The sequence below is a fragment of the Frankia sp. KB5 genome (assembly GCF_002099325.1).
In the GTDB taxonomy this organism is placed as follows: domain Bacteria; phylum Actinomycetota; class Actinomycetes; order Frankiales; family Frankiaceae; genus Frankia; species Frankia casuarinae.
This window is the reverse complement of the sequence record NZ_MRUJ01000082.1, coordinates 46,386-59,680: the sequence shown is the minus strand read 5'-3', so window position 1 is coordinate 59,680 and position 13,295 is coordinate 46,386. Positions and strand designations below refer to the sequence as shown.

Below are 13,295 nucleotides of genomic sequence, written 5' to 3'. Positions count from 1 at the left end.
GTTTCCCGAGGTTATTCCAGAGCTCGGGGCAGGTTGCCCACGTGTTACTCACCCGTTCGCCGCTGAGAGCCGAAGCTCCCCGCTCGACTTGCATGTGTTAAGCACGCCGCCAGCGTTCGTCCTGAGCCAGGATCAAACTCTCCATCAATGCATTGAGAGCGCCGATGCAAAAACATCGACAGACCCCGACATCGACAGCAGACCCTCACAGGCCCACCACCGTGTCCAAAGGAATCCCTCACAACCCAACCAGACAGCCACCCCACCACGTGGGAMACCACCCAGCCAGGCCATGAACGGGGTAAAACAATTGGCACTGACAATCGGCACGCTGTTGAGTTCTCAAGGAGCAGGCGCTACTGAGTAGACGTCGCAAGACGTCGCCCTCAGGCGGCTTGCTGGCTTCTTACAAAATTCTGGAGGATGCTCGTCAGTTACTCCCCAGACGGGGGCTGYCGTACATCTGCCACACGCGCCCCTCGGGGGGGCAGTCACCGACCGCATCCGTGGTACTCGGCGGATCCGGTGTCTCGCTGACAGAGAGAACATTACGGGTGGATGACGGGGGACGTCAAATCAATCCCTTACCAAGATATGTGATGTACGTCACACCTTCTCAAGACCAGTTCGTTGTGATCTTCTGATATGGGWCGCTTGATGGTCTGGGCCGGAAGACTGACACCCGGAACACGGGCCAGAGCATCACCGGGTCGACTCACCTGGGTCGACGCGGCGGCCGCGGGCCGCTGACCGTCGCCTCGCCAGCGAGCCAGAATCGCCAGGGCCATTCGGTCGCCACCCGAATCCCCGCCCGGGGGCCGCGGCGGACCCGGCCGCCGGAGATACCGGGCGGGCCGGGAGGACGGATCCCCCGGCCCCCGGCCAGTGCCACCGTGACCGGCCCCGGGCCGGTGATCGTGGTTCCGCTCAATGCGCCGGTCACGGCGAGCGCCCGTCCCAACCGGCCGGGGCCACGCGCCAGGTCCGCCTCGACCAGGCGCGGGAAACGGCCCGCCACGAGGTCACGACCCGCCACGACCTCTCCGGAGCGCAGGAGCACGGCCGACGCCGAACCGACCGGTCCGCACACTACGTTCAGACACCAGTGGACGCCGTAACTGAGGTAGACGTAGGCCCGTCCCGGCGGTCCGAACATGACGGCCGCGCGCGGCGTCGGGCCGCGGTAGGCGTGCGAGGCGGGATCGTCCAGCCCCCCGTACGCCTCGACCTCGGTGATCCGAACGGCGACCGGCCCGTGCCAGACCGTCGCACCAAGAAGAGCCGGTGCGACGGCCAGAACGGGCCGGTCATAGAAGTCCACCCCGTCCGGCGCGGCACCGTCCGTCGGTGCCATGCCGGGCGAGGATTCGGGTAGTGCCGTCAGCCCACCGCCCAGGCCTGGTCCCGGTCCAGCACCGGACGCAACGCGGCGATCTGCTCGCGGACCCGGTCGGGAGCGGTCCCGCCGGGGGCCGAGCGGGCCTCCAGCGCTCCCCGCACCGACAGCACCTCGCGCACGTCCGGGGTGAGCAGGGGGTTGATCATACCGAGATCGTCGTCCGACACCTCGTCGAGATCGACGTCGTGGGCCACGCACCACGACACGAACTGGCCGACCGCCTCGTGCGCCTGACGAAACGGCACCCCTCGGCGCACCAGGTACTCGGCGACATCCGTGGCCAGCGCGAAGCCGTCGGGCGCCGCGGCGACGAGCCGCTCGCGACGGACCCGCATGGTCGCAACCGTGCCGGTCAGCGCGGGCAACACCAGCAGCAGGGTGTCGACCGCGTCGAAGACCGGCTCCTTGTCCTCCTGCAGATCGCGGTCGTAGGCGAGCGGCAGTCCCTTGAGGGTGGCCAGGAAACCGGTCAGATCCCCGATGAGCCGGCCGGACTTCCCCCGGGCCAGCTCCGCGACGTCCGGGTTCTTCTTCTGCGGCATGATCGAGCTACCGGTCGCGAAGGCGTCGTCCAGTTCGACCCAGCCGAACTCCCTCGTCGTCCAGAGCACGATCTCCTCGCCGAGCCGCGACAGGTGCACCCCGATCAGGGCCGCCACGAACAGGAACTCGGCGGCGAAGTCCCGGTCGGAGACCGCGTCGAGGGAGTTGGCGAACGCCCGGTCGAACCCCAGCTCCGCGGCCACCCCCTGCGGGTCGAGCGGCAGCGAGGAACCGGCCAGTGCCCCGGCCCCCAGGGCGCTCACCGACGCCCGGACGTCCCAGTCGCGCAACCGGTCGATGTCCCGGACGAACGCCTGCACGTGTGCCAGCAGCTGATGACCGAAGGAGATCGGCTGGGCGTGCTGCAGGTGGGTCATCCCGGGGGCCGGGGTGTYGACGTGCTGCTCGGCAAGCACGACCAGCGCGTGGGACAACTCGGTCAGCCGCGCGGCCACCTCGCGGGCCGAGTCCCGCAGGTAGAGCCGCAGGTCGGTGGCGACCTGGTCGTTGCGGCTCCGGCCGGCCCGCAGCTTTCCGCCCAGCGTTCCGAGCCGTTCGAGCAGACCACGTTCGAGGGCGGTGTGGACGTCCTCGTCCTCGACGGTCGGGCGGAACCGGCCCTGGGCGACCGCGTCGGAGAGCTCGTCCAGGGCGGCGAGCATCGCCGCGAGCTCGTCGGCGTCGAGCAACCCGGCCCGGTGCAGGACCCGGGCGTGCGACTTCGACGCGAGCAGATCGTAGGGCGCCAGCCGCCAGTCGAACTGGACGCTTATCGACAGCCGGGCGAGCGCCTCCGCCGGGCCGCCGGCGAAGCGCCCGCCCCACAGCCGCATCGGCGCCCCGTCACCGGGCGCCCCGTCACCGGGCCCTCTGCGCGTCGTGTCGTTCCCGCCGGGCGGGTGCGTCGCGGTCACGGGTTCAGCCGCTGCTCGCGCGCCGCCCAGACCTTCGTCGGCAGACCCCAGAGCTCGATGAACCCGCGGGCGTCGCGCTGGTCGAACTGGTCGCCGGCGTCGTAGGTGGCCAGTGCGTGGTCGTACAGACTGGCCGGGCTGCGCCGGCCGACGACCTGGGCGACGCCACCCACGAGCCGGATCCGCACCTCCCCGGACACTCCGGCGCTGGCGGAGTCGACGAAGGCGTCCAACGCGCTCTTCAGCGGCGAGTACCACAGACCGTCGTAGACGATCTCACCCCACCGCTGGTCGATGCCCCGCTTGAACCGGGCGACGTCCCGCTCAAGCGTGAGGTCCTCGAGGTCCCGGTGGGCCGTTAGCAGCGTGATCGCCGCCGGGCACTCGTAGATCTCCCGGCTCTTGATGCCGACGAGCCGGTCCTCGATCAGGTCGATCCGGCCCACGCCGTGGGCGCCCGCCCGGACGTTGAGCTCGGCGACGAGATCGGCGAGCGGGAGGGAGCGCCCGTCCAACCCCACCGGGACACCGTCGATGAACGAGATGGTCACCTCGTCGGGGATCCGCGCGACGGTGGGGTCCGCGGAGTAGACGAAGACATCCTCCGGCGGCTGGGCCCACGGGTCCTCGAGGACGCCGCACTCGGCGGTGCGGCCCCACAGGTTCTGGTCGATGGAATACGGCGATTTCTTCGACACGTCGATCGGCAGGCCGCGTTCCTCCGCGAAGGCGATCGCCTTGTCCCGGGTCATCCCCGAGTCGCGCACCGGGGCGAGCACGCTCAGCCCGGGGGCGAGCGCCGCCACCCCGACCTCGAAGCGCACCTGGTCGTTGCCCTTGCCGGTGCAGCCGTGCGCGATGGCGTCCGCCCCGTGCTCGCGGGCCGCGGCGACCAGATGCCTGACGATGACGGGTCGCGACAGGGACGAGATCAACGGATACCGGTCCATGTAGAGCGCATTGCTCTTAATCGCCGGAGCGACGAAGGACTCGGCGAACTCCTCACGGGCGTCGACGACGATCGACTCGACCGCGCCACAGGTGAGGGCGCGCTGCCGGATGGCCTCGAGGTCCTCGCCGCCCTGGCCGACGTCAACCGCCAGCGCGACGACGTCGGCGCCGGTCTCGGCGCCGATCCAACCGATGGCCACGGACGTGTCGAGGCCGCCCGAGTAGGCAAGCACGACGCGTTCGGTCACAGTACTTATCTCCTTATGTCGTTTTATATCAGAATCATGTTGAATTATTGAAAATCACGCCAGGCTGGTTAAAGAAAAACCGATGAGTGCTATTTTTAGCAAAAATTAGCGCTATGTTCATCAAGGATGCCGGGAAGGCCGGTTCACGGCGTCGCCGGCGCACCGCTACGCATCCTGGTCTGGCACGGCGGACGATCCCGTCGACGCTCCCCGCGCCCGGCCGTCGGCGAGCCACAGGAGATGAGCGGCGAGTGCCGGACCCCTCGGACCAGCATGCCCTCCCTGACCAGCGGGATCTCCCGGACCGACCGAACTCTCCGGACGGACCGAGCTCTCCGGACGGACCGAGCTCTCCGGACGGACCGAGCTGTCCGGACGGACCAGGGCCTCGGCTGCGGGAGCCGACCGGCAGACGACGAGCACCGTGTCATCCCCCGCGATCGTGCCCATGACCCCCGGAAGCGCCTCCCGGTCGAGCACCGAGGCGAACAGCTGCGCGGCGCCCGACGGTGTGCGCAGCACGACCAGGTCGCCGTTGGCCTCCGCGGAGACCAGCAGTTCCTCGCAGAGCCGGGTGAGCGACAACCGGACGATCTCCGCCGGCGCGAGGTTCGCCTCGACCGCGTAGACCAAGCCGCCGTCCGGACCGCGCACCTTGGTCGCCCCGATGTCCTCCAGATCACGGGACAGGGTTGCCTGGGTAACCTGGACGCCCTCGGCGGCCAGCAGACGCGCGAGCTCGGTCTGTGAACGCACGCCGCGCTGACCGATCAACGCCGCCAGCCGAGCCTGGCGGGCGTGCTTGGTCAACGGCGCGGCACGCGCGGCCTCCGCGCCTGCTTCCGAGGTCATCGCCCGGTGCCCCCCACCGACGATGCGCCCCCCACCCCGGACGCGCTTCCGGCGGTGCCGGTCGGACCGACGCCCTCGGACAGCAGGATCGACAGCAGGGCCTTCTGGGCGTGCAGCCGGTTCTCGGCCTGGTCGAACACGACCGAACGGGGTCCGTCGATCACCGACGTGGTGATCTCGAGCTCCCGATGCGCGGGCAGGCAGTGCATGACGATCACGTCGGGCGAAGCGGCCTCGACGGCCTTCTCGTCGAGGCGGTAYGGCTGGAACACCAACGCGCGGCTGTCCGACTCACTCTCCTGACCCATCGACGCCCACACGTCGGTGTAAAGCACGTCTGCCCCGGCGGCGGCCTCCAGCGCGTCGTGCATCACCAGCGCCTCCCCCCCGGTCACCATGCCGATCTCATTGGCGTGCCGCACCACCTGCTCGAACGGCTCATAGCCGGGCGGCGAGGCCACGTGCACCCGCATGCCGGCCGACGCGCCGGCGAGCAGCAGCGAGTGCGCGACGTTGTTGCCGTCGCCCAGGTAGGTCAGGGTCAGCCCGGCCAGGCGGCCCCGCCGCTCCCGGATCGTCTGCAGGTCGGCCAGGGCCTGGCAGGGATGGGCGTGGTCGGACAGCGCATTGATCACCGGAACGGTGGCCGCCGCCGCCAGCCGCTCCAGCCGCTCCTGCGCGAAGGTACGCACGACGATCGCGTCGACGTACCGGCTCAGCACGGCGGCGGTGTCCTCGATGGTCTCCCCCCGGCCAAGCTGCGCGCTCGCCGCGTCGATCACCACCGGGTGGCCGCCGAGCTCAGCGACGCCCACGTCGAACGACAGTCGGGTGCGCGTCGACGGCTTCTCGAACAGCAGCGCCACCGAGCGCCCGGCGAGCGGACGCTCCGTCAGCCGGGTGACGCGGCGGCGTGCCTTGAACCCGTCGGCGAGGTCGAGCAGAGCGGTCTGCTCCGCGGGGGTCAGGTCGGTGTCGAGAAGGAAGTGTCGGACCGTCATGCGCTGACCCTAGAGCCCGGGGCTGACGCGGACTGCGCCGACGCGGACTGCGCCGACGGAACCCGGGCGGCGAGCGCGTCGCCGACGATGCCGGGCAGGGCCGCGACGAAGGCGTCCACCTCGGCGGCGGTGAGGATCAGCGGTGGGGCGAGCCGGATGGCGTCGGGGGCGACGGCGTTCACCAGGTAACCGGCCTCGCGGGCGGCCTTCTCCACCGCCGGCGCGAACGGGCCGTCGAGCTCGATCGCCCGCCACAGCCCCTGTCCCCGGACCCCCGCCACGCCGGGCACGCCCGCCGCCCGGATCGCCGCGGCCAGCCGCTCCCCGAGCCGCGACGCGTGTTCAAGCAGGCCCTCGGCGGCGATCGTGTCGAGCACCGCGAGCGCCGCCGCGCAGACGATCGGGCCGCCGCCGAAGGTGCTGCCATGATCCCCCGGGCGCAACAGCGTCCCCGCCGCGCCGATGCCGACGCAGGCGCCGACGGGCAGGCCACCGCCGAGTCCCTTGGCCAGGGTGATCACGTCGGGCAGCACGCCCTCGGCCTGGTGAGCGAACCACGAGCCGGTCCGGCCGATGCCGCTCTGTACCTCGTCCAGGACCAGCAGCGCGCCGGCGGAGTCACAGACAGCCCGCGCGGCGGCGAGGTAGCCGGTCGGCGGCGGCACGACACCGCCTTCACCGAGGGTCGGTTCCAGGAACACCGCCGCGGTCGCCTCGCTGACGGCGGCGCGCAGGGCCGCGCCGTCTCCATAGGGCACGAACCGGACGCCGGGCAGCAGTGGCTCGAACGGTGCCCGCTTGGCCGGCTGACCGGTAATGGACAGCGCGCCCAGGGTCCGACCGTGGAACGAGCCCTCGGTGGCGATAATCTCCGGACGGCCGGTCCGGCGGGCGATCTTGATTGCTGCCTCGTTGGCCTCCGCCCCCGAGTTGCAGAAAAAGACCTTCGCCCCCTCGGGCGGAAGCCCGGGGCTCGGCGCGCCGACCCGCAGCAGCTCGACGAGCCGTTCGGCCAGCAGCACCTGAGGCTCGTTGGCATAGAGGTTCGACACGTGGCCGAGAGCGCCGAGCTGGCCGACGACGGCGTCCCGGACCGCCGGGTGGCAGTGACCGAGCACGCTGACGGCTACCCCGCCGACCAGGTCGAGATATTCGCGGCCGTCATGGTCCCACACCCGGCTGCCGGCCCCCCGGGCCAGGGAGATCGCGGGTCGGCCGTAGGTCGCCATCACGACGGCGTCCCGCCGGGCGATCAGATCGGCGTCCTTAGCGATCTCGGCGTTCACTGGGTTCACTGGGTTCACTGGGTTCTCAGCGATCTCGGCGTTCATGGCGTTCCTCCGGTCGGTTCGCCGGCCGGAACGATCCCGGCCGGGCGCGCGGCGGGTGCGGGGGGCGTACCCGGCTCAGGCGAGGTGCCCGACTCGGCCATGATCAAGGTGCCGATGCCATCGTCGGTGAAGATCTCCAGGAGCACCGCGTGCGGCACCCGTCCGTCGAGCACGTGCGCCTGCGGAACACCGCCACGCACCGCCCGCCGGCAGGCCTCCATCTTGGGAATCATGCCGGCGGTGAGCGAGGGGAGGAGCTGTTCGAGCTCGGTGATGCTCAGCTCACTGATCACCTCGTCGCTCGCCGGCCAGTCCGCGTAGAGGCCCTCGACGTCGGTCAGGACGACGAGCTTCGTAGCCCCGAGCGCGACGGCGAGTTCGGCGGCGGCGGTGTCGGCGTTGACGTTGTAGACCCCGCCGTCGACGCCGCGGGCGACCGACGCGACCACCGGCACCTTCCCGGAGCCGAGCAGGGCGTTGATCGTCTCCGGTCGGACCTCGACGATGTCGCCGACCAGGCCGACGTCGACCTCCCGGCCATCGACGATCGCCGGGCGGCGCCGCGCGGTGAAGAGGTTGGCGTCCTCACCGGACAGCCCGACGGCGAACGGGCCGTGGTCGTTGACGAGCCCCACGACGTCCCGATTGACCTGGCCGAGCAGGACCATCCGCACGACGTCCATGGTCTGTGGGGTGGTGACCCGCAGGCCGCCGACGAACGTTGAGGGGACACCGAGGCGCTCCAGATGCGCGGTGATCTGCGGACCGCCGCCGTGCACGACGACCACCCGCAGCCCCGAGTGGCGCAGGAACACGACGTCGGCGGCGAAGGCCTCGCGCAGCGCCGGCTCCGTCATCGCGTTGCCGCCGTACTTGACGACGATGGTCGCGCCCTGGAACCGCGACAGCCACGGGAGCGCCTCGATGAGGACCTGGGTCTTCGCGAGCGCCGCATGGCCGCGGGCGGTGGCGGCCGGGCCCCGCCCGGTGCCCCCGCCCGGGGCGGCGTCGCCGGTGCTGCCGGTGCTGCCGGTGCTGCCGGTGCTGCCGGTGCTGCCGGTGCTGCCGTGCCCACCGTTCGAAGGCGGCGGCGTCCGGGTCGGGGCGTTCATGTCGAGTACGCCGAGTTCTCGTAGACGTACCCGTCGGTCAGGTCGTTCGTCCAGACGGTGACCTCGGCATCGCCGGCGTGCAGATCGACGCCGATGCGCACCTCACGGCCGGACAGGTCGACGAGGTCGCGGTCCTCGCCGGGGGCCCCGGCCCGGCAGACCCGCACCTCGTTGATGGACACGTCCAGCGCGTCGGGCTCGAAGACGGCCTTCGTGGTGCCGATCGCGGCGAGCACCCGTCCCCAGTTCGGGTCCTTGCCGTACAGAGCGCACTTGAGCAGGTTGTTGCGGGCGACGGCCCGGCCGACCTCCAGCCCGTCGTCCTCGGTCGCGGCTCCGGTCACGGTGATGGCGATGGTCTTCGTCGAACCCTCGGCATCGCCGAGCATCTGCTGGGCGAGGTCGATGCACACCTCGGTGACCAGCCCCGTCAGCTCCGCCTCGGGCAGGCTCACCCCGGCGGCGCCCGAGGCCAGCAGCAGCACGGTGTCGTTGGTRGACAGGCAGCCGTCGGAATCGACCCGCTCGAAGCTGACCCGCGAGGACGCCCGGATCACCCGATCGAGGGTGGCGGCGTCCGCGACGGCGTCGGTGGTGACCACCACGAGCATCGTCGCGAGCGACGGCGCCAGCATCGCCGCGCCCTTACCCATCCCGCCGATGGTGACACCCGGGGTCGTTGACGAGGTGCGGACCGCGGCCTTCGCGACGGTGTCGGTGGTGCGGATCGCCTCCGCAGCCGCGGCGCCGGCGGTGTCGGTGTCAGCGAGGTCCGCCACCGCCTTGGTGGCGCCGGCGAGCAGGTTGTCCATGGGCAGGCGGACGCCGATGAGACCGGTCGAGCAGACCGCGACGTCGCCGGCACCGAGGCCGAGCGCCCCGGCGACGTGCTCGGCCGTGGCATGGGTATCGGCGAATCCGGCCGGACCGGTGCAGGCGTTCGCCCCGCCGGAGTTGAGGATGACGGCGCGCAGCCGGCCGTCGGCGAGGACCTGGCGGGTCCAGAGCACCGGAGCCGCCTGAACCCGGTTGGCGGTGAAGATCCCGGCGGCGGCGTCGGACGGCCCGTCGTTGACGACGAGCGCCACGTCCGGACGGCCGGACGGCTTCAACCCGGCCGCCACTCCGGCGGCGCGGAAGCCCCGTGGGGCGGTAACGCTCAACTCAACCCTCTCCTGTCTCCTGGCCGCGTTGCTGATCGATGTTGCTGATCGATGTTGCTGATCGATGCTCCCGCGTCCTTACCGACCTACCGATCTACCGACCGATCTACCGACCTACCGATCTACCGGGCCGAAAACGGTCAGGGGGCGATGCCCTGAGCGGTCAGCCCGGCGGTCTCGGGCAGGCCGAGCATCAGGTTGGCGCACTGCAGCGCCTGGCCGGCCGCGCCCTTGCCGAGGTTGTCGATCGCGGTGACGACGATCGCCCGGCCGGTCTCCGGGTCGAAGGTCCCTTGCACATGAACGGCGTTCCCGCCGAGCGTCGCCGCGGTGTGCGGCCAGCGCCCCGGCGGCAGCACCCGGACGAACGGCTCCCCCGCGTAGGCGGCCCGCAGCGTCTCGTACACGGCGTCCGCGTCGGTGCCCGGGGTGGCCCGGCCGGTGCTGGTCGCGAGGATGCCGCGGGGAAGCGGGGCGAGCACCGGGGTGAAGGACACCGTCACGGTCATACCGGCGGCCCGGGAGAGGGTCTGCGTGATCTCGGGTCTGTGCTGGTGGGTGCCCACCTTGTAGGCGGTCAGGTCACCCATCACCTCGCTGCCGAGCAGGTTCACCGTGGCCGAGCGCCCCGCGCCGGACGTGCCGCTCGCCGCGACAACGACCAGGTCGGCGGGCTCCACGAGGCCGCCGACCAGCAGCGGCACGAGCCCGAGAGAGGTCGCCGTGGGATAGCAGCCCGGAATCGCCACTCGCCGGCTCGCGGCGATCTCCGCCCGTGCCCAGGGGAGCTCGGGCAGGCCGTAGGTCCAGGTCCCGGCGTGCTCCCCCCCGTAGGCGCGCCGCCACGCCTCCGGGTCGACGAGCCGATGATCGGCACCCAGATCGGCGACCCGCACGGTGTCGGGCAGGGTGGCCGCCACCGCGGCCGACTGACCGTGCGGCAGCGCCAGGAAAACGATGTCCGCGTCGGTCCCGGCCAGCGCGGCCGCGTCCGTGAACACCCGGCCCTCCAGGTCGGGCAGGTGGGGATGCACCTCCGTCACCGGCAGGCCGGCGGACGCGTTCGCGGCCAGCGCACCGATCTTGATTTCGGGATGGGCGAGGAGCAGGCGCAGCAGCTCTCCGCCGCCGTACCCACTCGCCCCCGCAACTGCTACCGTCACACCCATGATTGCAATTTTATACACGCCAACTCATGATCATGCAATGATGCTGGCGTAACCCGTCTCGGCCTCAGGCGCGCAGGGACGCGCCGGTAAGCTCCGCCGCCCGGGCGACCGCCGCGTCCCGCACCGCGTTCGCCTCGGCGGCCGTCAGCGTCCGGTCCCCGGCGCGCAGCCGCAGGCCGAAGGCCAGCGAGCGCTGACCGACCCCGACCTGGGCGCCCTCGAAGACGTCGAAGAGGGTCAGGGACTCCAGCAGGTCACCGGCTCCGGCCCGCAGTGCCGCCGTCACATCGGCGACCGGCACCTCGATCGGCACGACGAGCGCCACATCCCGGTCGGCGGGCGGATAGGTGGAGATCGTCGGCGCGATCATCGGCGGCGCCGCCGACGCGACCTCGATCAGGGCATCGAGGTCCAGTTCCATCGCGCCGGCCCGAGGCGGAAGCCCGACGTCGCTGAGCACCCGGGGGTGCAGCTCACCCGCGTGGCCCACGACCCGGCCGTCGATCGAGAGCTCCGCGAGGCGGCCCGGGTGCCAGGGCATGACATTGCCGGCTCTGACCGTGAGGGTCACGCCCACCGCCTCGGCGACCACGTGCGCGGCGTCCACCGCGTCCGCCCAGTCCGCGTCCCGGGCCGGCGTGGACCAGCCACCTGGCTCACGGCGCCCGGTGAGGAGCGCGGCGACGTGGCGGGGCTGGCCGGGCAGGGTCGAGTCCAGAGCGGCGATCTCCGCGGCGGAGGGCCGACGATCCACCGGCGGGGTGACGACGTCCGTCGGGATCCGTTCGCGTTCCCGGAACACCAGACCGCTCTCGAACAGGGCGAGATCGCGCTGCCCCCGGCCGATGTTGCGCACGGCCGCCGCGATCAGTCCGGGTAGCAGGGTCGTCCGCAGGTAGCCGGCGTCCTCGGCGATCGGGTTCGCGATCCGGACCGCCGCACGCCGCGGGTCGGCCGCGGCCAGGCTGAGCGCGTCGGCGGCGTCCTCGGGTACGAACGGCAGGGTAAGCACCTCGGCGAACCCCGCATGGGCCAGCGCCCGGCCCACCGCGCGGTGCATCCGCTGCGCGGCGGTGAGCCCGCGCCCCGCGGGCAGCGACGGCAGGGTCACCGGGATGGTGTCGTACCCCTCCAGCCGCATGATCTCCTCGACGAGATCGGCGGGCCGGGTCAGGTCGGGACGCCAGGACGGCGGCGTCGCGATCAGAACACCGGGCAGGTCCTCGGTCGCCGACCCGTCAGCCACCGCGCAGCCGACGTCGACGAGCCGGCGCCGCACCACCTCGGCGGGGTAGGGCCGGCCGGCGAGGCGTTCCGGTTCCGTCAGCGGCAGGGTCACCGGCGCCGGGGCGGGGCGGTGGTCCAGGTCGGTCACGCCGGGCTCGGGACGGGCGGCGGCGAGCTCGGCGAGCAGGTCGACGGCCAGCGCCGCGGCGACCGGCGCGAGTGCCGGGTCGACGCCGCGTTCGAAACGCCGCGACGCCTCCGAGGACAGCCGGTGCCGGCGGGCGGTGCGGGCCACCGTGATCGGGTCGAAGTGCGCAGCCTCGAGGACGATGTCGGTGGTCGTCGCGGACACCTCCGTGCTGGCCCCGCCCATCACCCCGGCGAGCGCGATCGGACCGGTGTCGTCGGCGATGACCAGATCCTCGGGGTCGAGAGTGCGGTCGACCCCGTCGAGGGTGCGCAGCGTCTCTCCGGCGACGGCCCGGCGCACAATGATCGCGCCGGCCAGCTTCGCCCGGTCGAAGGCGTGCAACGGCTGGCCGAGGCCCAGCAGCACGGCGTTGGTGACGTCGACCGGCACCGAGATTGACCGCATCCCGGACAGCGACAGCCGCCGCTGCCACCCCAGCGGGGTGGTGGCCCGCGAGTCGACCCCGGTCACCACCCGGGCGACGTAGCGGTCACACGCCGCGGTGTCCTCGACGACGACCGGATAGGCCTCCCTGGCGGGCCCCGGGACGGCTGCCGGGTCCGCCGGCGCGCCCGGGTCCGTGAACGGCAGCGCGAAGGCGGTCGCCGCCTCCCGGGCGATCCCCCGCACCGACAGACCGTAGCCCCGGTCCGGGGTGACCGCGATGTCAAGCACCTCGTCGGCGAGATCGAGCAGCTCGGCGACGTCGGCGCCGATCGGCGCCCGCGGCGCGAGCACCAGGATGCCGTCGGACTCCTCGCCGAGGCCCAGTTCCCGGGCCGAGCAGATCATCCCCTCGCTGACATGGCCGTAGGTCCTCCGCGCGGTGATCTCGAACCCGCCGGGCARCACGGCGCCGGGCAGCGCGACCGCCACCCGGTCGCCGACGGCGAAGTTGTGCGCCCCGCAGATGACGCCGCGCACGCCCTCGCCCCTGGATCCGGCGCTCTCGGCTCCGGCATCCTCGGCTCCGGCGCTCTCGGCGACCCGGACCTGGCACCAGCGGACGGCCTTCTTCTTCGTCTCGACGATCTCGAAGTCGACGATCTCCCCGACGACCACGCCGGAGAACTCGCCCCCGACGCTACGCAGTCCCTCGACCTCGAAACCGGCCCGGATCAACGCGTCGGCGACGGCCCGCGTGGGCGGCAGCCCCGCCACATACTCCCGCAGCCAGGACATCACGATCAGCATG

At 71.9% G+C, this 13,295-nt stretch carries 10 protein-coding genes and 1 rRNA gene; all 11 read right to left on the bottom strand.

Annotation, left to right across the window (positions count from 1 at the left end):
- A 16S ribosomal RNA gene (locus KBI5_RS09740) occupies window positions 1-148 on the bottom strand; the annotation flags it as partial.
- A 567-nt stretch (window positions 149-715) separates the two neighbouring features.
- Window positions 716-1,354, bottom strand: coding sequence for a DNA-3-methyladenine glycosylase (locus KBI5_RS09735; RefSeq protein ID WP_011437552.1), 639 nt, complete (start codon window positions 1,352-1,354; stop codon window positions 716-718).
- A gap of 26 nt (window positions 1,355-1,380) precedes the next feature.
- Window positions 1,381-2,775 carry an argininosuccinate lyase gene (gene argH, locus KBI5_RS09730; protein WP_085015055.1) on the bottom strand — a complete coding sequence of 465 codons (1,395 nt, stop codon included), beginning with the start codon at window positions 2,773-2,775 and terminating at the stop codon, window positions 1,381-1,383.
- Window positions 2,776-2,852: 77 nt separating this feature from the next.
- Entirely contained in the window at window positions 2,853-4,055 is a 1,203-nt protein-coding gene (locus tag KBI5_RS09725) for an argininosuccinate synthase (protein WP_011437554.1), read from the bottom strand.
- Between the two features lie 165 nt (window positions 4,056-4,220).
- Window positions 4,221-4,907, bottom strand: coding sequence for an arginine repressor (argR, locus tag KBI5_RS09720; protein ID WP_085015049.1), 687 nt, complete (start codon window positions 4,905-4,907; stop codon window positions 4,221-4,223).
- Window positions 4,904-5,908, bottom strand: coding sequence for an ornithine carbamoyltransferase (gene argF / locus KBI5_RS09715; RefSeq protein ID WP_085015048.1), 1,005 nt, complete (start codon window positions 5,906-5,908; stop codon window positions 4,904-4,906). Before argF ends, argR begins: the two co-directional genes overlap by 4 nt.
- A complete protein-coding gene (locus tag KBI5_RS09710) occupies window positions 5,905-7,239 on the bottom strand; it encodes an acetylornithine transaminase (protein WP_011437557.1) in 1,335 nt (444 codons plus the stop codon). Before KBI5_RS09710 ends, argF begins: the two co-directional genes overlap by 4 nt.
- Window positions 7,236-8,351 (bottom strand): acetylglutamate kinase, encoded by a 1,116-nt coding sequence (gene argB, locus KBI5_RS09705; RefSeq protein WP_085015047.1) that lies wholly within the window; start codon window positions 8,349-8,351, stop codon window positions 7,236-7,238. The genes KBI5_RS09710 and argB overlap by 4 nt, the downstream gene beginning before the upstream one ends.
- Window positions 8,348-9,514, bottom strand: coding sequence for a bifunctional glutamate N-acetyltransferase/amino-acid acetyltransferase ArgJ (gene argJ, locus KBI5_RS09700; RefSeq protein WP_011437559.1), 1,167 nt, complete (start codon window positions 9,512-9,514; stop codon window positions 8,348-8,350). Before argJ ends, argB begins: the two co-directional genes overlap by 4 nt.
- A 140-nt stretch (window positions 9,515-9,654) precedes the next feature.
- Entirely contained in the window at window positions 9,655-10,683 is a 1,029-nt protein-coding gene (argC, locus tag KBI5_RS09695; RefSeq protein WP_011437560.1) for an N-acetyl-gamma-glutamyl-phosphate reductase, read from the bottom strand.
- 64 nt (window positions 10,684-10,747) lie between these two features.
- Window positions 10,748-13,294, bottom strand: coding sequence for a phenylalanine--tRNA ligase subunit beta (gene pheT, locus KBI5_RS09690; RefSeq protein WP_011437561.1), 2,547 nt, complete (start codon window positions 13,292-13,294; stop codon window positions 10,748-10,750).
- Between the last annotated feature and the right edge of the window lies 1 nt (window position 13,295).